This window comes from Veillonella sp. 20925_1_51 (assembly GCF_041431445.1).
GTDB classification, from domain to species: Bacteria; Bacillota; Negativicutes; order Veillonellales; family Veillonellaceae; genus Veillonella; species Veillonella nakazawae.
This window is the reverse complement of record NZ_JAPVXT010000011.1, coordinates 13,370-36,748: the sequence shown is the minus strand read 5'-3', so window position 1 is coordinate 36,748 and position 23,379 is coordinate 13,370. Positions and strand designations below refer to the sequence as shown.

The 23,379-nt window shown below is 38.2% G+C and carries 9 protein-coding genes; 7 read left to right on the top strand and 2 right to left on the bottom strand.

Annotation, left to right across the window (positions count from 1 at the left end; all coding sequences use genetic code 11):
- The first annotated feature begins 538 nt into the window (after positions 1 to 538).
- The 5 genes from O3607_RS09295 to O3607_RS09275 all read left to right on the top strand — a co-directional run bounded on the left by O3607_RS09295 (position 539) and on the right by O3607_RS09275 (position 9,712).
- Positions 539 to 781, top strand: a complete 243-nt coding sequence (locus O3607_RS09295) for an acyltransferase family protein (protein ID WP_278605093.1) — start codon at positions 539 to 541, stop codon at positions 779 to 781.
- A gap of 439 nt (positions 782 to 1,220) precedes the next feature.
- Positions 1,221 to 1,547: a Tat pathway signal protein gene (locus O3607_RS09290; protein ID WP_105094838.1), complete on the top strand. Its 327-nt coding sequence runs from the start codon at positions 1,221 to 1,223 to the stop codon at positions 1,545 to 1,547.
- Between the two features lie 589 nt (positions 1,548 to 2,136).
- On the top strand, positions 2,137 to 4,386 hold the full coding sequence (locus O3607_RS09285) for an autotransporter domain-containing protein (RefSeq protein ID WP_371443765.1): 2,250 nt from the start codon (positions 2,137 to 2,139) through the stop codon (positions 4,384 to 4,386).
- A 1,273-nt stretch (positions 4,387 to 5,659) separates the two neighbouring features.
- Entirely contained in the window at positions 5,660 to 8,044 is a 2,385-nt protein-coding gene (locus O3607_RS09280; RefSeq protein WP_371443764.1) for an autotransporter domain-containing protein, read from the top strand.
- A 525-nt stretch (positions 8,045 to 8,569) separates the two neighbouring features.
- Complete coding sequence (locus tag O3607_RS09275; protein ID WP_371443763.1) at positions 8,570 to 9,712, top strand: ATP/GTP-binding protein; 1,143 nt, start codon at positions 8,570 to 8,572, stop codon at positions 9,710 to 9,712.
- Between the two features lie 118 nt (positions 9,713 to 9,830).
- Here the strand turns inward: O3607_RS09275 and O3607_RS09270 are convergent, their stop codons facing one another.
- A complete protein-coding gene (locus O3607_RS09270; protein ID WP_371443762.1) occupies positions 9,831 to 11,453 on the bottom strand; it encodes a methyltransferase regulatory domain-containing protein in 1,623 nt (540 codons plus the stop codon).
- 221 nt (positions 11,454 to 11,674) lie between these two features.
- Positions 11,675 to 13,000, bottom strand: coding sequence for a YadA-like family protein (locus tag O3607_RS09265; RefSeq protein ID WP_371443761.1), 1,326 nt, complete (start codon positions 12,998 to 13,000; stop codon positions 11,675 to 11,677).
- 432 nt (positions 13,001 to 13,432) lie between these two features.
- On the opposite strand from O3607_RS09265, the gene O3607_RS09260 reads away from it, so the two are divergent.
- Together O3607_RS09260 and O3607_RS09255 are read left to right on the top strand one after the other, a co-directional pair.
- On the top strand, positions 13,433 to 14,473 hold the full coding sequence (locus O3607_RS09260) for an inverse autotransporter beta domain-containing protein (RefSeq protein ID WP_371443760.1): 1,041 nt from the start codon (positions 13,433 to 13,435) through the stop codon (positions 14,471 to 14,473).
- Positions 14,474 to 15,061: 588 nt separating this feature from the next.
- Entirely contained in the window at positions 15,062 to 23,302 is an 8,241-nt protein-coding gene (locus tag O3607_RS09255) for an ESPR-type extended signal peptide-containing protein (protein WP_371443759.1), read from the top strand.
- Positions 23,303 to 23,379 lie beyond the last annotated feature (77 nt).

The window sequence follows — 23,379 nt, the reverse complement described above, 5'->3', positions numbered from 1 at the left end:
ACTAAACAAGAAGTATTGATGCTACCGGGCATTGGTAAAAAAACAGTGGAACAACTAGAGCATAATGGTGTTATATTTAAAGCCTAAGATGTGACTTGAATTTAATAGCGATCCTAGGATAACGAAGGGCTATTTGTCTTATCATGTAGACCTTACATATCAATTCTAATTTACAAACTAAAAGGACAGTTGATGAGAATCAACTGTCTTTTTATATGCCCAGATTCTGTTAGTTTGCCTAGATTCTTTTCGTATACTTATATTCTTTTGGGCATGAATATATATATATATATGCGTAAATTATGTCACAACATTCTCATATATATCTTGTATTTTATGGGGTATGTATCTGCTATATATTATATTCAGTTCTAATATAGTTATTGAAATTATCATAAATGGAGTAATAGATGAAGATGCATATAACTTCTCTATTATATAGGTATTGGGCTTTATCATCTTGTTATCAGAGTTTGGTAGTATCCAATTTTATAGTTTTGAGAGATATTTGAGGTTTATAGAATGAGAGGTTGAGCGCATGAGAGAAAGCAATATTGAGTTATTGCGCATTGTTTCGATGGTGCTGATTATTATGCACCATTTCAGTGTGCACGGAACATTTCCCTTTACGCCAGAGTTAACGTTTAATAAGGTATTTCTCCAAGTCTTTGGGCTTGGCGGCAAGGCTGGTGTAGTAGCCTTCGTTATGATAACGGGATACTTCATGGTTTCTAGCAGCTTCAAGCTACACAAATTTGGGAAGCTCGTAGGACAGATATGATTTTCTATTTTACCCAAAATGAGTATGGCTTCTTCCAGCTACTACTTGGTATAGGTTTATTTATTACTTTCTTGAAAGCCAAGATCACCTATCATCCGTGGATCAATACGATTGCCTCTACGACCTTCGGGATTTACTTACTGCACTATAATAAGCTGTTCCTTCATATGTGGGACAATATATTCGGTACCTATCAGTATTACGATTCTGCTTTATTACCACTATATGCGATCCTTGTGGTGGCACTCATTTTCATAGTTGGCATGGTGGTAGACTATATGCGGTTAGCTTTCATAGAAAAACCTATTATGAATCGCATTACGTTGTACATTGAAAGTAGTCAATCGTGGATGGAGAAGAAGGGGTCATTTTAATGCGAATCTCACCGTTTTTTGATATAATAAGCAAGTATTCCAACGATAAAACGGAGGTAATTCTAATGAGTAAATTCTTATATATGTTAGCGGCTCTACTCGTGTTGATCGGTATTAATACACAAGGCGTTGAAGCTCGTACCGATGTATATGCTACGACCTATAACGGCAATAGCTGGTATGTAGACCAAGACTCTGTAAAGAGAGTAGGGGATGTACTTAATTTTACCGTATATACGACATCTGGTCTTAGCTATAAGGTGACATCTAGCGATAGTAATTATTACAATGCAGATGTATTCTACTATAACAACAAACTCGTTTCAGACAATGGCCAATCCGTCTGGAAATCTCCAGGTATGATGGCCGCTATGCGTGTGGCACGTAAATAATAGGAATAATAAAGGCAGCGAGATGATCGCTGCCTTTTGGTATTCATAAGTGTACTATAGTATCGTTTATCCGTATTTGACGATATATAAGATTAACCCTATAATATAAACAGATAGCCAAGCGAGTAGATCCGTCGGGCTCATCTCAAGAGAATAAATAATTGATGAAATGGCCTTTCAGTTACCTAATTATCTAGGGATAACGAAGGGCTATTTGTCTTTTCCAAGACAAATAAGCGCCACAAGTGCACCAAAGGCAATGACAACCGTCATTGCCTCTAGAATTATCATGATCAACTCATAATCACTCATAGACAACCCTCCCTTCATTAACGAAGAGAGGCCCAACCTCGCTTGAATATCCTAAATCCATTATATGGCGAACATATAGACGAATCAATAAGAATCTATATATAGAAATATACAAAAATATATATACATATACGTTAGCAGTAACTGTAGTTACTGCTCTTTTGTATTGGTGCGCCGTTTTATGTGACAAATTTTCCTCGTATTTACAAAATATATATTTATAAATTATAATTAAATTATTTAATAATAGTTTATAGTATGTAGAGAGAGGGTTCTTATGAAACGTGTGAGTAAAACGAACTTATCTTTGGCAATTGCCCTGACGATTGCTAGTTCTGTAGGTCAGTATGCAATGGCGGGGAGTACATTAGTTACTTCACCTACTGGTGCACATATTACTGCAAATAACGGTGGGAAGTTTACGGCTGGTGCAATGACAAACAAGGTATCTACGATTGAGGCAGATACTGGTAGTACAGTTACTATTGATAGAGCCGTGGCTAATATTGGTCATGATAATAAGCCTTTTATTAGCAGTAAAGGTGGCAGTACTGTTACTCTTAAGGAAGGCGTTTATGATGTTCATACTATGAGCACTCCTATTGCAGTAGCTCAAGGTGGTACTGTTAATATTGGTGTAGACGGTAATACAGGCAATTTTATCGGCAAGGACTTATCTTTAGTAGGTGATGTTATTGTTAAAAGTGATCCAAATCATGCGTCTGAGATTAATATTGGTATTGATGGTAAATTGTCACTATGGGACGGTTTAGCATTTAATTTAGCAGATAAAGATGCTAAACATCCAAGCCATATTAATGTATTTCTTGGCGATTATGGTTATTGGGATCATTTCTACCAAGCTGGTTTACATGAAGGAAATTTAAGTGGTAGTACGCAACCTAGCCATGTACATAAACTTGTAGGCTCCAAGAATCGTAACTATATGAATGCAGTAATTCAACATGAGTACAATGAAATTCATATCGATAAGTTAGAAGGTCATGTAAACTTCTTTTACGATATAAATGATGAGTATGACTCTCCAGAAGATCCAGCAAATACAACACCAACAAAAATCTATAATGGTTTGACTCCAGAGTCTTTCTGGGGGGGAGATATTCATATTACAAGTGCGGTACCTAATGCGTACGCCCATGTATTCTCTAGTCAAAAAGGGCTTGATGTATCTTCTGAGGATAATGTAAATAAAATTTTAGATAATTTGGCTCACAAGATTTACTATCATAACTATGTAAATGGTGAAAGAAACCTTCAAGGTACAGTAGGTATTGCTTCTAATGGTGCTGAATCTGCACGTTTTAAGGTGTTGACTGAAGGGTATGCTAAAGAAGGCGATATTACATGGCAAGCAGATAAAGATGGTCAAGGTAAATACGTATATGGTGAAAATAAACCAGCTCCGGCTCCAAAACCTGAGGTTAAGCCGGTTCCAGCTCCAGCGCCTAAGCCGGAAGTTAAACCGACTCCTAAACCAGAAGTAAAACCTACTCCAAAACCTGAGGTTAAGCCAGAGGTAAAACCAACACCTCAACCAACTCCGAAGCCAGAGGTTAAACCAGTTCCAGCTCCTAAGCCTGAGAACAATGGTCATATTCATGTTGTGTTAAGTGATTTTGATACTCCTCATATGCGCGGCGCTCGTTCTGCCATCATGAGCAATATCAATGGTTGGAGAACATTGACAGATTATATGTATCGTCCACGCGTATTGCAACAAGGCGAACCAACAGGTATTTGGGCTCGCGTTGGGGGCGGTAAGTATAGCTATACCGCAAAAGGTATCGATACAGATACAACATATACACGCATTCAAGGCGGTTACGATGCTAAAACAGGTAGCGGCTGGACTGTAGGTGGTCAAGTTTCCTACCTTCGTGGCAACGATGATTACGTATTTAACGGTACTGGTAAAGAAAAAGCCTTTGCTGTTGGTGCGTACGGCTTGAAAAATCTTGGCAACAACCAATACATCCACATCGAGTCTCAAGTAGGTCGTGCATCTAACGACTTCACAGCTCGTAATGAGATTGGTGAAAGCCTTTCTGGTGAAACTAAAGCAAATGCTTTCACAATTGGCGCACGCTACGGTAAAACTGTGAAATTCCAAAATGGCACGTACATTGAACCACAAGCACAATTGAGCTACACACACTTTGGTGGGGATAGCTTCAATGCAGGCAGCATGCACGTAGAGCAATCTGGTGTGAGCAGCACAGCAGGTGGTATTGGTCTTGAAATTGGTAAAACATTCGGCGCAGGTAATATCTATACTCGCGTTGGCGTGAACCATGCCTTCTCTGGTACAGTGAAAACTGCGTACACAAGTGGCGCTACTACTAAATACACATCCGAAGACATTAAAGGTACTTGGACAGATCTAGCATTCGGTGGCCGCTATGGCTTCAATGCAAACAATAGTATCTTCGCTGATATTAGCACAGGTCTATCCGGTGACTATAAAGCTGGCTGGTCTGTAAATGCAGGATTTACACATAAATTCTAATATAATAGTTACTATATAAATGTATATGGTAGTAAATACTATACAGTATATGGTAGTAAATACTATACAGTATATGGTCATAAGTACTATATAAATATATAGTACTCATAGAATAAAAGAGCCCCATGCATTAGATTTAACAATCTAATACATGGGGTCTTTATAATATATTTCGTATATTTCTATAAATAGATTCTTATTGATTCGTCTATATGTTCGCCATATAATTGACTTAGGATAGTCAATCGAGGTTGGGCCTCTCTTCGTTAGTGAAGGGAGGGGTGTCTATGAGTGATTATGAGTTAATCATGATAATCCTAGAGGTAATGACCGTAATCATTGCCTTTGGAGCACTTGTGGCGCTTATTTGTCTTGGAAAAGACAAATAGCCCTTCGTTACCAGTAACTGGATAACTGAAAGGCCATTTCATCACGTAATTAATCCTTGAGATGAGCCCGACGGTTCTACTCGCTTGGCTATCTGTTTATATTATAGGGTTTATATCATATATCGTCAAATACAGATAAATACTATATATAGCTTATTAACTAAGAGGGCTGTTTTGTTACAGCTCCTTTTACTTATATAATTTCATATATTTCTATAAATAGATTCTTATTGATTCGCTTATATGTTCGCCATATAATTGACTTAGGATAGTCAGGCGAGGTTGGGCCTCTCTTCGTTTAATGAAGGGAGGGTTGTCTATGAGTGATTATGAGTTGATCATGATAATTCTAGAGGCAATGACTGTTGTCATTGCCTTTGGTGCACTTGTGGCTCTTATTTGTCTTGGAAAAGACAAATAGCCCTTCGTTATCCTTGGATAATTAGGTAACTGAAAGGCCATTTCATCAATTAACTATAGTTTTGAGATGAGCCCGACGGAACCACTCGCTTGGCTATCTGTTTATATTATAGGGGTTATATCATATATCGTCAAATACGGATAAATACATATAGTTTTTACCAATAAAAGGCAGTGATTTAGTCACTGTCTTTTTATTTTTATACTCTAGTTTTATAACTCATCTATTAATATTTTAAATTATTTTAAATAAAATTTGAGAAATTCATTTACAATTCACAAAAAATAGTGTAATATTTTAAACATATTTTAAAAGTGTTGAATGTGAGTTCTTAATAAAGTGAGTATATATCTATATTTTCTGTCTATTTAGACTAATAAATCAACCTACGGATATATATTCTTTTATGAAGGAACTTTCACAAATGTGATTGTAATTGTATTTATAGTTGAGGTGTAAGAGGATGAGAGCAAGAAATAAATTTTTATTATCTGCTGTTATGATGACTTTATTGTCATCTACGATGGCTATGCCTAGTACATGGGCTGCAGCAGGTCTTAATTCTGAGGGACGCATTTTTGCAACTACTGCAGATAGTAAATTTAAAAGTACTGGGAGTGCGACTGTGAATGGTGTAGTAGCGTCTAATGGTGGTCAAGTTACAATTGGTTCCTTGGATACTCCTAATGCAGATAAATTACCTAAACGCTATCGTCAACCAGCTTTCATTACAGGCATGCTAGATAATAGTTCTATCCAAGTAGATGGCGGTGTTATGGACGTGACTACTGCGCCATGGACGTCTCCATATCCATTAGCTTTTGCTTATAATAGTAAAATTAACATCGGTGTTGATGATGAAGGTACTGTAAAACATAAAGTGTTGAACATGCAAGGTGATGTGCTCGTAACTGATAAAACAATGCCTCCATACCAACAACAGCAACCATCCGTTATCAATATCGGTCTAGGTCGTGCTCATAATAGTCCTAACCAATTCTCTGGTAAAGCAGTGAATACTTTAGAGGATAAAGGTGGCGAGATCAATATGACCTTTGATGGAGGTATGTGGAGCCATGATAATATGGGTGGCTTAGAGCCGTTCATGATCGATGGTAAAGAGGCTCGTAGTAGCATTAATACCCTCACAGGCACTCGTACACGTGAAGGTTTCAGTCGTATTTCCCAAGATTCTCGTAGCGACATTCATGTTAACAAGCTAGATGGTCATATCAATGTTATTTATGATATGAGCGCAAGTACTGGTCTAAATTTCGGTAAACCAGCTTCTCAAAAAACTGGTCTTGATGCGGCTGATATCGAGGGCGGTAACTTCATCGTGAAATCTGCTGCAGCTGGCTCTGGCGTGCATGGTTATGTAACAGGTGATAATCTTGATACTTCTTCTGAAAGCAATGTAAACAAGATTTTAGATAACTTGGCCCACAAGTTCTATTATGAAAACTATGTAAAAGGTGAAAGAAACCTTTCTGGTACTGTATCCATCGCTTCTAAAGGCATCGTGTCTAGCTACAAAAAAGCGTTGACTACAGATAAAAAAGAAGGTGATATTACTTGGAAAGACGGTAATGGTCAAGGCTCCTATGTGGTGCCAGAACCAAAACCAGTTACACCAGTAACTCCAGATCCTAAGCCAGTTACACCAGTAACTCCAAATCCTAAGCCAGTTACACCAGTAACTCCAAATCCTAAGCCAGTTACACCAGTAACTCCAGATCCAAAACCAGTTACACCTGTGACTCCGGACCCTAAACCAGTTACACCAGTAACTCCGGATCCAAAGCCAGTTACACCAGTAACTCCGGATCCTAAGCCAGTTACACCAGTAACTCCAGCTCCAAAGCCAGTTACACCAGTAACTCCAGATCCAAAACCAGTTACACCTGTAACACTAGCACCTAAACCAGTAAATCCTAATCCTGTTATTCGTGGTGCGTACGATACACCTCATATGCGTGGTATTCGTTCCGCTGTAGTAGGTAATTTCAATGCATGGCGTACAGTAGCTGACGATATGTACCGTCCTCGTGTATTGCAACAAGGTGAACCAACTGGTATTTGGGCTCGCATCGGTGGCGGTAAATACAGCTACTCTGGCAGCGGTATCGACACAGCTACAGATTATACACGCATCCAAGGCGGTTATGATGCTAAAATCAGCCGTGGTTGGACTGTAGGTGGTCAAGTATCCTACCTTCGCGGTTCTGAAGACTATGTGTTCGATGGTTCTGGTAAGGTTAAATCCTTCTCCGTTGGTGCCTATGGTTTGAAAGACCTTGGTAAGGATCAATATGTACATATAGAAACGCAAGTAGGTCGTGTATCTAATGACTTCACAGCGCGTAATGAAATTGGTCAAGCCATGTCTGGCGATACAAAGTCTAATGCATACAGCATCGGTGTTCGCTACGGCAAAACATTAAAATATGCTAATGGTTTCTATGTAGAACCACAAGCACAATTGAACTTTACACACTTCGGTGGTCGTAACTTCAATGTAGATAATGTATCTGTTAACCAATCTGGTGTGAATAGCACTTCTGGTAAGCTTGGTCTTGAATTGGGTAAACAATTCGGCAATGGCAATATCTATACACGATTTGCTGCAGGTCATACTTTCACAGGCAATGTAAAAACTGCATTCTCTAGTGGCACAGCTGTGAAACTAACAGAGCAAGACCTTAAAGGCACTTGGACTGAACTTGCCTTCGGTGGTCGTTATGGCTTCAATAGCAACAATAGCGTATTTGCTGATGTTGCCACAGGTTTGTCTGGTGACCTCCAAGCAGACTGGGGCGTAAACGCTGGTTTCACGCACAAATTCTAAAATATAGGCAATCATGCATAAGGTCATGAGACCTTGTGCATGCCTATCCATTACAAATAATAAAGTATGTGCGTTGACACATAATTTTTCGAATGTAAATTATATACTGTAATTATGGCCATATAGCTGTATGTCTGTATAGATATATATTTCCTTCACATATATTACCCCTTACATATATACAACGTATCTATCTATACATATACGTAGCATCCATATGCAACTTCCCCTTTTATCATGCAATTACAATCCTTACGGATGCTATACTTCCCCCTGTATAACATAAGTATATGGCCTATCTTATTATATTTAGACCTGGTCTGAATATAATATACTAACCTTCTTAAATACAATGCAAAAGAACCCTCTTAAGGAAACTTGAGGTCATCCTATCATCATTTTGAATGTAGGATAAATCTAGTATGTTTCCTAATAAGAGGGTTCTTTTGTATTAATTTTAGTTTAAAGATAAACCTTTTTTTTGATTATCTTAGGTGTTATAATTAGAAAAAGGAGGCAAATACTATGTTAATTGATTTTTCTGTTGCTGGCTTTGCATCGATACAAAAAAGACAAGAGTTAACATTTTGTGCTTTCAGTGGGCAAAGAATTAAAGGCACTAAATATGAAGATAATTATATATTGACAAGTGAATCACGACCTGCTAAATCTACTATTATATTTGGTAATAATGCAGTCGGTAAAACTAATTTATTGCATGCTATAGAATTTTTGATTGATATTATTAAAGATGAAAAGATTTTTTCTAATAATCGATTATTTAATATATTGTCAAATTATATTCAATATAATATAACAGTAGAATCCAAACAAGAAAACTTATATCAATACTCTCTAGTTATTGATAAAAACCAGACCGTATTATCTGAAAAGTTAGAACAGAATAATAAAATTATATATAAATTTGAAGATAATATCTTATCCAGTGATGTCTTGGAGGATGCTGTTACAGAAATTTATTCTCGCAAATCAACTGCAACTATTCTTTCAAAGATAAAAGATTTTATTAGCGATATTTATATTGATTTTATAGATACTATAAAATCTATCAGTATTATTACTGATCCTTTCATTAATCCTGATGTTAAACGATTTAATATAACTATTAATGAAGAACAGAGAATTTTAATTGAGGATAATAAGGATTTAACATTAGAAATTTTAGCTCAATTGGATGGAACAATTTCTTCAATTGAATTAGAAAAAAGAACTACAGCAGAGGAAGAGGCTGTTACATATGATGTGTATATTGTGCGTGATTTAGGAGAACAAGGTCCTATAAAACTACCATTAGCTTATGAATCAAAAGGGATAAAGCGTATTATGGCAATACTTACATCGCTTCTTCAAGTTCATAATGGTATAACGGTATTAATTGATGAGCTAGATGCATCAATCAGCACTAAATCTCTTATTTTGCTCTTCAATCATATTATCAACTCTAACTCTAATACTTGTGGTCAATTGATTGTTACATCCCATAATTTAGAGCTTTTTAATATTAATTTATTTGCACCAGAACAAATTTATATCACTACGAAAGATCAAACATTATCTACTATAGTTAATTCGTTAGCTGATTTTGATTTGAGAAGTAATAAAAAAAGGTTGGCTATCGACTATTTACAAGGAAAATTCGAGGTATAAAGTCATGCCAACAAAGCCTAAACGTATTAGAAGAAATCTTTAAGTAAATTATTGATTATAGTGAAAGAACCCACTTACTGTCTTAAAAAGTAGTAAGTGGGTTTTATATATGTATTTTTTATTTTCTAAAGTACCCAAGGTATTCTAAACGAAGTAGAGATTCCTCTAGGTATTGTTCTGTAGGTACTTTATATGTATAGCCGTCTTTAGTTGTACGCTGTACAGTTAGGTTATCGTTATCCATAGTCTGTAATAAGGTTTCTCGTGAGGTAGGTTTCGATAGCAATGTAGCAACATATAGTAGACCATTATCGATGCTTTCATCGATTTGATTATACATATTGCCAAGAGCTGTATATTGGGTGCCACCATCTTCGACGAGTGTTTTTAAATAGTTGATGAAAGAATCAGGTATATAGCTTTCATGTTCAACAAATGGAGTGAGAGGATAGGATTCGCCATAAATATTAAGATTACCTAAGATGATAAGGAACAATAGGCGCTGATACAGTTGGTTATTATCGATGATATAACCAGGATAGGATCTGTTGATATGATTTACAATATCTTGTACCATGAATTGTTTAGCGGTATCCATTATCTCTTTGATGGCAATGTAGATGGTATTGGTCCAGTCCGATGGAACACCTTTTTCGTTGGCCGAATTAGCCACATAATATAGACTATTTAAGATATCCATCGTTACCGTTTCATCATGATTGATAACAGACTCATTGGCTTGTTTAGTTAAGAGACTCATGCGGAACTGTGTATCATACACATAGTCATAGAACTGCTCTTTATCGATATAGTTGCCATTAGATAAGGCTCTAATATTATCTGCCACATCCTCTGAAAGCCATGAGATAAAGGACCGTTGTGGTACTTCATCACCAATATAGGCACATCCTTGCTGCTGTGCGCGCTCTATGAAGTCAGATACGTATACAGGATCATTAAAGGTTTCTAAATATTCATGGGCCACATAATAATCGCTAGAGTTCAGTACACGATGGATATTATTGATTTTATAATTCGATTGCGTACGAGACCGTTCATCGCTGTTCATAGTATCTGCTACCATTTTTAATACATTTTTTGTATATAATGTACGCTCTAATAGATTTTGATCCTTCGCCCGTTTTTCTGAATACAACATAATATCCCGCAATTGCTCTAAGCGTTTCCATCCTGGGTAAGTGTTATAGGAGACATAGGCGATCCCATTATCAGATAAATTTTTATTGCAAATACTTAGTATTTTATCCTTAACTACATCGGGTACCCAGGACCAAATGCCGTGAACGATGATGTAATCAAAGGTGCCAAAGCTTTCATCAATATCGAGAATATCCTTTTCTAATAAGGTCACATTGGTGAGGCCTATGGATTTAATAATCTCATTGCCATGTTGTACCTGTACACCTGATAGGTCGATGCCTGTGAAAGTTGCTTCTGGATAGTACAGTGCTTGTGGGATGAGATTGCCCCCACAGGATGCACCTAACTCAAGAATGCGGGCACCCTTGAGGGGCGCAGGATTAAGACCATATAGCTTAGCTTTAGCTTGTAAATTGTTAATATTCGTACTAGAAAATGGTTTGGATACATAGAGGAAGGAATCATATGAATCCTTTACCTCATTTATATTGATTTGTAATTCCTCAGATATATCTGGATTGTTTGCTATGATTGTAGTCTCTTTTAAATCCGTTATTTGTTCTCTGTCTTTCTGGCTCATATACTACCCCTATGATGATTTCTTTAGTACATAATGTTGAACATAGTATAGCATATAAAGAAGAACTGCACCTTATAAACAATTAGAATATAAGGTGCAGTTCTTAGTTTTTGTGTGTAATTAGGATTGTAATTAGATTTTGTAGTGTAAAACTGTAGTTTGGAACAATATAGTTTGCGTTACATAATTTGGTTTACATACTGTGTCATGGCTGGATTATATTATTTGTTTAATTTAACCATGAGTTGATGTACAGTTTCTTGAAGTTCTTTGTTTTGTGTTTCTAAAGCTTGTACACGAGATTCAAGGTTTTGACTGTGGCTCGCTACTTGAGATTTGCCAGGCTTGTATGTAACACCTACGTTTGCCATGATATGGCTATTCAATGTAACGCCTGTAGTCAATAATAGATTATCTCTGTGGTAATATCCAACACCGAGGGCGAGGGCATTGGCGTTCTTGTAGTGGCCATAGCCTGCCATATATTGAACGCGATTGTCTGGGTCGTATGCCATAGGGTGTAAAGCTGCTAAGGCTGCAGCACGAGCATCGCCTTTATTGGATTCATTTTCTACATAATCGATCATTTGATGAGCTCCATATAATTGGGAGCCATTGATAGCATCTGTAGATGTAGCGCTAACGCGACCAGCTGCTACGTTTGTAATAGTTCGTTCCTTGTCTTTAGCGCCTACCGATACAGTAGAGATAGGCGTAGTGCCTGCATAATTTACAGTCTTACCATTGTTAAAGGTATAGCTAGATGTGCCCACAACGTCTCCATCTGTAGAGTCATTGCCTAGGATTACTGCATTTTCTAAGGATGTTGTGACATTGTTGCCCATAACGAAGGTGTTGTTACCAGAAATATGGTTGTAGTTACCAATACTATAGGAACCGCTCGCGTCGATAGCACTCTTGCCGTACTTGCCTTGACCGAACACACCGGATTCGGTGGCGTTACTAGTTAAGGTGTTATAAGAACCAATAGCGAGCCCCTTATTGGCATTAATATTGGTGTAGTGACCAATGCCGAGGGTGAAGTTCCCCTTTACAGAGGAGCCAGAACCGATTAGAACGGAATTGGTAGCCTTACTGTTGGTCCCTTGGTAATGACCGAGCCATACATTTTTTTCCCCTTCCGATTTTTCCCCAGATTGGGTACCCATGATAATGGACGTCGATAGTTTTGCATTGTTTGCTGCCATTGCACCGGCAATGACATTTAAATCACCCGTGCCATTTTGGAAGCTTTTACCACCTAAGGTAATATTGCCGCCCCCTTTAGATTGGTTACCGGCGAAGCCACCGATGGCTACATTGTTGCCGTTTGCATTTGGACTGGCTATTACTTGGTGGTTACTAGTAGTGGCACCGGCACCTCTACCGAGCGTAATATTGCCATCATTAGTGAACGTGGTTCCTACAGCCCCTACGTTGCCGTTGTCTTCTACAATGTTTACAGGTGCTACAGGCGCCGCCGATACAATCCCTATAGATAATGCAGAAAACACAATACCTGTTAATACAAAATGTTTCTTACTCATCGCAATACACTCCTTTGCATATTAGGACTTCACAAAACTTTCATATCACTTACAGGTTCATAATAATACGAAATATTCATATTGTAAATGAATATTTTGTATAATATGTGGTAAAAATACACCATATATGCATATTTAAAGAAAGTTTTATGTACTATTGTAAAAATATTTATAGGGGAGTGTAGAACATTTATAAACATTGAGAATCGTAATTAATAAAGGGTTTGTGATTGTCTTTTTGTAGATACAGTATACTTGATACCTTCACTATCTAGAATATGTTTCTATATTATTTTATTATATATATACATTATATGTAATCTACTTGTATCCTATATAGTAGTCTGTTCACATCCTTGACAATGGTAACTATAATTCGTTACACTTATACATATTTCATTTTAAGTTCATGAGAATTATGTGTAGAGAGTAATGAAACGTATTGTATGTATTGCCTTAGGAGTCTTGGTGTGTTGTGTAGGCTCTGCGGAGGCAGAAAAACAACAATTACATAATGATAAGGGTGTAGTGTCTGTACATACAGATAGTCATGACACTCGTCTTAAAGCAGCCTCTGATGGGTTTCATATTACGCCAGCTTCAACGCCAGACCATGTGATTGGTGAAAGCGGACCACTCATCATGGATCGTCAAGATACTAAGACTGTGCAGTACAGCAATGTTGATGCGGTGAACCGCGCTATCAATGCGGTGGCCATGTCTAATGTATCTAATGCTATGTATGGATCTAAAGGGAAACCGTGGATGCGACGTACTACCTTGAGCTTTCAGTTTCAAGAAGGATGGAAACCACTCTATTCGATAGAAACGGTACAACCCTTAGGCCATTATGATACTACTTCGCGCGATGTATGGTTTACGCAACAACGCATATCTCGAGCGTCAGATATTGGTACAACCCTCAATATGGGTGTAGGCTATCGCCGTATTAGTAAGGATGACCGTCGCCTTTATGGGGCGCATCTCTTTTATGATCACCGCTTCTTGCGTCACCATGATCGCCTTAGTGCAGGTCTTGAATATATGTCTGGTGAAAGCGAGTTTCGCTTCAATTGGTATGGCGCAGCCTCAGATGAGCGTGTGCTCGATGTAAATCTTCACACCTTAGAACGAGTATCTAACGGATATACTGTGGAATATGGTAAGACCTTTAAGAATGCTCGCTGGGCTAGAGTGTATGTAGAAGGGTATCATTGGAACCAAGAACGGCAAGCGGATAAAAATGGTTTCCGCCTTGGATCTGAATTGCAACTTACGCCGCGTGTATCAGTGGATATGGGGTACAACAAACCGGAACATAGCTCTGGTGGTGCGTACGGTAAGATTACCTTCCGCTTGGCAGGAGCTCCGATGGCCTGGTATGGTGGTAAGCATCGTTTAGAAGAAACGGCAACGGTAAGGGATAAGATGTTAAATCTTGTAAGGCGTCATAATACAGTGTGGGTAGAATAAGATACTAATGTATCTGTATACTTATGTATGGACAAGAATAAACTGATTTACACTACTAAAATGTAACTGAAGATACATTCATTTTATATTCATATATGATATACTGTGCTAGATGTACAGATAACAAGCCATAAGCGCTATTTTACTGTAGCGCTTATGGCTTATTTTTATATTCCTGAATATGAATATAAGATTAAAATATCGAAAGAAGTAGATAAGGATAAACGGATAAACGGGTTGTTTATTAATTATGGTAATAAATATTCCCATATTTTAATCTATACATCGAATATATTTGATTAATTAAGCGTAAAGCATTAAAAAATACATCAAAAATGTATAATAAATCGATATAAATTTAAATTTTTATAAATATCTGAACAACTTCCGAAAAAATTATGATGAGAACATGAAGATAACTATTTACAAATAATTCGATATCTGTTATTCTACTTATGACACAAAATGAAAAATAAATGAAAGTTACTCAGATAACAAAAATGTGTGTAAGAAATAGCTTTCAATTTATTAAACGTATTATATAAGGATTGTAATTGTGTCTAGTTTAAGAAAGGGGTTCATAGAAATATGAATAAAATCTTTAAAGTAGTTTGGAGCAAATCTAAAGAGTGCTACGTAGTAGTATCTGAAGTTGCTAAAAACAATGGTGGTAAGAAAAAAGTTCTTGCTAGCGTATTAGCTGGTTTGGCTATGGTAGGTGTTGCTGCACAAATGGGTACACCTGTACAAGCGGGTGCTAATAATAGTGGTAATGCTGTTAACTTGTGGGCAGATAAAAAACTTGATGGCTCTAATAACACTGCAAATACAGTAGGTGCTAACTCTGTTGCTGTTGGTAATAATCTAGTAGCTGGTTCTGCTTCTACTACTCCTACAGGTCGTCTTGGTGGTACAGCCATCGCAATTGGTGTAGATTCTCAAGCAAAAGATGATCGTAACATTGCGATTGGTTATAACAACACTACAGAAGGTCAAGATAGTGTGGCAATGGGTTCCAACGTTATAGCTGGTACAGGTCAATCTATTGCAATTGGTTCTACTAATACAGATGATAATGGTGTTCAAACACAAACTATTGCACGTGGTAAAGTGACTATGAAAAATGGTCGTCCTGAACCAGCGGCTGCTATCGCGATTGGTTCTGGCGCACAAGCACTTGATGGTAGTGGTGTACTTGCTATGGGTCAATTATCATATGCTAAGGGTAATAATGACGTGGCTATTGGTACACAAACTAAAGTAATCGGTAATAACTCTACAGCTATCGGTAGTACTGCACAAGCTCTAGGTAACTCCAGTGCTGCATACGGTACACAAGCGATTGCTAATGGTTTAGGTGCTACTGCAGTTGGTCCTGGTGCAAGTGCTGGTACTGGTGCTGATGCAGCTGCAGGTGCAACAGCTGTTGGTCGTGGCGCTAAAGCGACTAAAGAAGGTGCTAGTGCACTTGGTTGGGCAGCTAATGCAAGTGTTGAAAATGCGGCTGCAATTGGCCGTGATACAACGGCTAATATTGAAGGTGGCGTAGCTCTTGGCTATCAATCCGTAACAACTACTGCAGCAGGTGTACAAGGTTACAATCCAGCATCTGATCGTACAAACAAATATAGCGCTCAAGCTGGTGCAATTGGTACGTCTACATTAGCTGCTGTATCCGTAGGTAATGGTTTAACTGCAACTCGTCAAATTACAGGTCTTGCAGCAGGTACTGCAGACACTGATGCTGTTAACGTAGCTCAATTGAAAAACGTTAACTTGAAATATGCTGGTGACACTGGTAATAGCGATGTATTGTTGAAAGATGGTACATTGAATGTTAAAGGTGATACAAAGCTTATTTCCACATCTGCTGATGCTACTGGTATTACAGTAACAGCTAAAGTAGGCGACAATATTACTGCTAATGCAGCTGGTAAAGCTGTAGCTCCTACTACAAATGGTATTGCTACAACTGATAATGTAACTCAAGCAATCAACAACTCTGGTTGGAATGTTACTTCCTTAAATAATGGTGGTACTACAAACGGTACTACTTCCGAAAAAGTGAGCCCTGGCGACACTGTTACTTTCAGCGCTGGTAAAAACATTGTATTAGACCAAGCTGGTAAACAATTCACATATTCCTTGAGCTCCACTCTTAAAGATATTCAAAGCATTCAAAATGGTGCTTCCAAAATCACATTGAATAATGCTGGTGGCACAACTATCTCCGGCGGTAACTTGAGCGTAGATGGTAATAAAATTACTAAAGTAGCTCAAGGTACTGATGGCACTGATGCTGTTAATGTTGACCAATTGAATGCAGTAGCAGCTAAAGAACGTCATGTTAAACCTGGTAACTACGCTGTTGATGGTAATGGCACAGTTACATTGAACTATGTTGATGGTAACAATGCTGACGTAGCTGATACAGCTGTTATCTCTGGTATTGCGAAAGATGATCTTTCCAACATCACTAATGCAGGTAAAAAAGTAATCACTGGTCTAGGTTCTAAAGTTGAAGCTGGTGACAACGTAACTGTTACTGATACAACTGATGGAACTACAGGTCAAAAAACTTACACAGTAAGTGCAAACTTAACAAAAGTAACTGATGGTACAAATACAACAGTGACTGGTGCGGGTACAACTGCTAATCCATACAAAGTAAATGTAGCTGGCGATTTGACAGGTATTACATCTATTGCTAATACAGCAGGTGGCCCAACAATGACAATTGGTGGCAACTCCATTAATGTAACTGGTGGCAACTTAGACTTAGGTAGCAACAAAATTACTAACTTAGCTCCTGGTACTAATGATACTGATGCTGTTAACTATAAACAATTGAAAACAGCTAAAACTGTTGTAGAAGCTGGTACAAATGTAAGTGTTAACAAAACTTTAGGTGCTAATGGTGAAGATGTTTACACTGTAAGTGCAACTGCTGGTGGCACAGCTTCTACTGAAAGTGTAGTTAAAAAAGCAGCTGCAACTGGCGATACTAATATTGCTGATGTTTCTGTTGCAGGCGGTAAAAATGTAAATGATCCTGGTGCTCAATACGAAGTATCCGTTTCTAAAAATGCTGTTAAAGATGCAGCTCGTGAAGCAGTGACAGTAAATAATGGTGGTAACACTGATAATCCTATTACTGTAACACCTACTGACGATGCAGCTAACCATAATACTACTTATGCAGTAACATTCGATGGTGATAAAGCAGCTAAACAAATCCCATTGACTTACAAAGCTAATGGCTCTGGTGATAAAACTGTTAAATTAGATAAAGGTTTAGACTTTACTAATGGTACAAATACAACAGCAGAAATCGGTAACGATGGCGTTGTTAAATTCAACTTGAAGGACAATGTAGCTCTTACTAATGCTGGTTCCTTGACTGTTGGTGATACTAAAGTTAATAATGATGGTCTTACAATTAGTGGTGGCCCATCTGTTACAAAAAATGGTATCGATGCGGGTAATCAAAAAATTACTAACGTAGCTCCTGGTACTATTAGCAGCACATCTACAGATGCTGTAAATGGTAGCCAATTGTACGATGTAGACCAAAAATTCAATAATACTGTTAAATTAACTGGTAATGCTGGTGCTACAGATGGTCAAGCATTGAACAAAGCTAATGGTTTAAGCTTTGGTGTAATTGGCGCCGATAATGGCAAATACATCTCCACAAGTGCAAATGGCTCTGACGTAACTGTTGATTTATCTACAGATGCGAAAAAATTGTTGAATAACACAGTTGAAGTAAAAGGTAAAAATGCTGCGACAGTAACAACAAGTACAGAAACAACAGCAGATGGCGGTACTAAAACTATCTATACTGTTGATGTTGCTAGCACAGGTACTGTAGCAAAATCCTCTTGGAACATTAAATCCTCTGCAGATACTGCTAACGGTGGTGCTGAAGCAACTGGCCATGAAGCAGCAGCTAAAAACATTGCTGATACTAATACAGTAGAAATGGTTGCTGGTAAAAACTTAACAGTAAAACAAACTAGTGATACTGATGGTGCTAAGGTTGAATACGCATTGAATAAAGATCTTAAAGATCTTACAAGCGTAACTACTGAAAAAGTAACTACAAAAGAAATCGGCTTACAAGATCCAACTGGTAAAGTTACAACAATTAAGAACGACGGTGACCGTATTACATACACTAAAGACGGTGACACTAAAGTTCATAAAGTAGCAACTCTTGATGATGAAAAACACATCAAACCAGGTAGCTATGCTGTACAAAACGATGGTAGCGTAACAATGACTTACGTTGATGGCAATGGTGACCCAGTAGCTAACGATGAAGCTAAAATTACTGGTATTGCTAAACAAGATCTTTCCAACATCACAGATGCAGGTAAGAACGTAATCACTGGTCTTGGTACAATCGTTAAAGCTGGTGACAATGTAACTGTATCAGAAGCATCTGATGCTACAACAGGTCAAAAAACTTACACTGTAAATGCTGTAACTCCAGCAGTTTACACTAAAGCTGATGGCACTAAAGTAGTTAAACGCCCAGATGGTACATTCACAACTAACGTTGATGGTGCTCCTGGTAATGATGTTCCTGCAAGTGACGTTATCGTATCCATCCAAGATGCAGCTGGTAACACAATTGGTGGCAACTCCATCGTAAACAACGTTGGTTCTGCTATCGACAAAACTGGTACATCCACTGGCAATACATTCTTGAACAAACTTGACACTGCAGCTAATGATACTCCAAACGCAGCAGTTAACGTAAAAGACCTTAAAAATACATCTGATGCAATCATCGGTAAAGGTTTGAAATTCGACGCTAACGATGGCGGTGAAAAAACTAATAAACTTGGTTCCAAAGTAACTGTAAAAGGTGAAGGTACTAAAGCTAATACTGAATACAGCGGTACAAACATCAAAACAATCATTGCACAAACAGGTGATGACACTACAATTGATGTGAAATTGGCTAAAGACTTAACTGGTATCAACTCTATTTCCAATACAGCTGCTGGTCCAAAAATGGAATTCGGTGGTAACTCCATTAATATCACTGGTGGCAACTTAGACTTAGGTAGCAATAAAATCACTAACTTAGGTCCTGCTACAGCTGGTTCTGATGCAGTTAACTATGACCAATTGAAAAACTCCCGTACAGAAGTTAAATCCTCTGATGGTTCTGTAACAGTAACACCTACAACAGCTGGTGATAAAACTACTTACGACTTGAAAGTAGCAACTACTGGTACAGTAGCTAAATCTACTTGGAACATTGCCTCTGACAAAGTGTCTGCTACTGAAGGTACTGTTGCAGCAGGTTCTGGTGCAGCACAAAACATTGCTGATACTAAAACAGTAACAATGCAAGCAGGTAAAAACTTGACTGTAAACCAAACTAACGATGGTAACGGTAATGCATCTGTTGCATTTGCTCTTGATAAAGACCTTAAAGATCTTACAAGCGTAACTACTGAAAAAGTAACTACAAAAGAAATCGGCTTACAAGATCCAACTGGTAAAGTTACAACAATTAAGAACGACGGTGACCGTATTACATACACTAAAGACGGTGACACTAAAGTTCATAAAGTAGCAACTCTTGATGATGAAAAACACATCAAACCAGGTAGCTATGCTGTACAAAACGATGGTAGCGTAACAATGACTTACGTTGATGGCAATGGTGACCCAGTAGCTAACACTGAAGCTAAAATCACTGGCATTGCTAAACAAGATCTTTCCAACATTGATAATGCAGGTAAGAACGTAATCACTGGTCTTGGCACAATCGTTAAAGCTGGTGACAATGTAACTGTATCTGAAGCGTCTAATGCTACAACAGGTCAAAAAACTTACACTGTAAATGCTGTAACTCCAGCAGTTTACACTAAAGCTGATGGCACTAAAGTAGTTAAACGCCCAGATGGTACATTCACAACTAACGTTGATGGTGCTCCTGGTAATGATGTTCCTGCAAGTGACGTTATCGTATCCATCCAAGATGCAGCTGGTAATACAATTGGTGGCAACTCCATCGTAAACAACGTTGGTTCTGCTATCGATAAAACTGGTACATCCACTGGCAATACATTCTTAACTAACCTTAATAATGCTGCTACTGATAATCCATTCGCTGCAGTTAACGTAAGAGATCTTAAATCTACTGCAGATGCATTGAAGGCTTCCGAATTGCATATTGCTCCTACATCTGTGGTGACTGGTTCTACAGAAGTTGTTGGTGGTACTGCATCTGGCAATACAAATCCTGGTGCTGCAACACAAGCATACAAATATAATGCGACAACAAAACAAGTTGAGTTGACTTTCAACGATGGTAATGGTAAGGCTGTAAATGGTCCGAAAGCTGTTATTGACTTCTCTGACTTGAATACTGGTGGTACAGCTGCTTCCTCTTGGAATATTAAATCCTCTGCAAATACTACAGATGGTGGTGCTATTGGCGATAATCATGATGCAGCTGCTCAAAATATTGCTGATAATAAAACTGTGGAATTCCAAGCTGGTAAAAACTTAGTAGTAAAACAAACTAATGACGCTGCTAACGGTAATGCTACTGTAGAATTCTCCTTGTCCGATAACATTACAGCCGGTAAAGATGGTGCAAATGGTAAAGATGGTTCTGTAGGCGCTACTGGTAAAGATGGTTCTTCCGTTGTTCTTAACGGTAAAGATGGTTCTATCGGTATGACTGGTCCTAAAGGCCAAGATGGTAAAGATGGTATCAACGGCCGTGATGGTGCAGATATCTCTATCACATCTGCTAAAGGTGAACAAGTTCTTGTAAACCGCGATCCTGCTCATAATGGTGATACTGATAAAGCTGAACGTATCGTATATGTTCCAAAAGATGCTAATGGTAACCCTATTCAAGGTGCTGATGGTAAGAACATTGTACGTGAAGTAGCAACTATGGATGATGGCTTACGCTTCACTGGTAATAATACATCCACTGAAAACAAACAAAAACTTGGTTCCTTAGTTAAAGTTGAAGGTGAAGGCGTTACAGAAGCACAAGCTAATAGCTTCCAATCTGCAACTGGTAACATCGCTGTAGTAGCTGATGGTGCTGATAAATTAACAGTTAAGTTGAACAAAGACCTTAAAGGTTTGGACAGCGTAACAACTAAAGAAGTTAAACTTGGTGATGCTAACGATAATATCTCCATTAAGAAAGCTGGCGATCGTATCACTTATACAACTCCTGGCTCTACTGATACTCATAAAGTAGCAACTCTTGATGATGAAATGCATATCAAAGACACTACATACACTGTAGATGGTAACAAAAAAGTAACTATGACATATGTAGATGGCAATGGTAATCCTGTAGCTGGTAAAACAGCAGTTATCGACTTGTCTGGCTTGCCTGTAGGCGAGACAGATACAGATATGCGTATCAAAGAGGGTACTTACACTGCACAAAATGGTAAAGTTACATTAAATACTGTTGATAAAGGCGGTAACCCAGTAACTGGTAAAGATGTTGTTATTGATGGCATCAATACCAATAACTATATAGCTGGCGACAATGTTACATTAACACCAGATACTGATGCAGCTGGTAAACCAGTTGTAAAAATCAATGCTGCATTATCTACAGAAAAAGTAGTTAAAAAAGCAGGAGCTGATAACTTAGCAACTGTAAGCACTGCATCTGGTAATGTTGCAGGAGATAAAGGTGAAACTTATGAAGTTGCTGTAACTAAAGGCGATATCGAAAACAACGCTGAAATTTCTTACAAAGCTTCCACATCTGCTGATGCTGGTAGTCAAACAGCTAAGAAAACTACATTGGCTAACGGTTTTGACTTCACATCCGATGACAATTCTGTAGCTATTACTACAGGTGCTAATGGTAAAGTTAACTTCAAAGTTGATACTACTAATATCCAAGGTAAAGCATTCAACCTTGATGTAAACAAAGAAGGTACTGGTAAAGTAGAAGACGCTAAAACTGTAGCAACTACTAATTCTGTAGAAAAAGGTACTAAATTCGTAGCTGGTAACAACTTGTCCATCCGTCACGATGCTATCAATAGCGATGCAAAATACGATCACCAAGTAACATATGCGTTGAATAGCGACCTTAAAGGTATTACTTCCATCACTAACAATGGTGGTGCTACAATGAACTTCGGTCCTAACGAAGTTTCCATCACTGGTGGTAACCTCAACATGGGTGGTAGCAAAATCACTAATGTTAAGAATGGTACAGACAAATCCGACGTTGCAACTGTAGGTCAATTGACTAAAGTTACATCCAACGATAACACTGTAGCAATCAATAAAACTACTGATGCTGAAGGCGCTCCAGTTTATGATCTTTCCGTACAAGGCGGCGGTCATGACCCACGCGTTGATCAATTGGGTGAAGAAATCGGTCGTGTAGGTGCACAAGGCGCAGCTCTTGCAGCGTTGAAACCTATCCAATACGATCCATTGGAACCAACTCAAATCATGGCTGGTTATGGTAACTACCGTGGTAACTCCGCAATTGCAATGGGCGTTGCTCACTACAAAAACGAGTCCACATTGATGCATGCTGGCGTATCCTGGGCTGGTGGTTCCCGTCACATGATGGCGAACGCTGGTGTAACTTGGAAAGTTGGCAACCGTGATAGCGAAGCTGCTGTAGCAGATCGTTACCGCAAAGGCCCTATCAGCTCTGCTTATGCAATGCAACAAGAAATGGCGTCCGTTAAAGCACAAAACGCTGGATTAAAAACAGAAGTATCTGATTTGAAAGCTGAAAACGAACAAATGAAAGCTCAAATTGCTGCAATGATGGCAAAACTTGGTATGTAATCATTTGTGAGTACACAAACTAACTATATGATGGCTGGTATGCGCTACCTTGTGTAGCGCGTGCCTTCCCATATAAT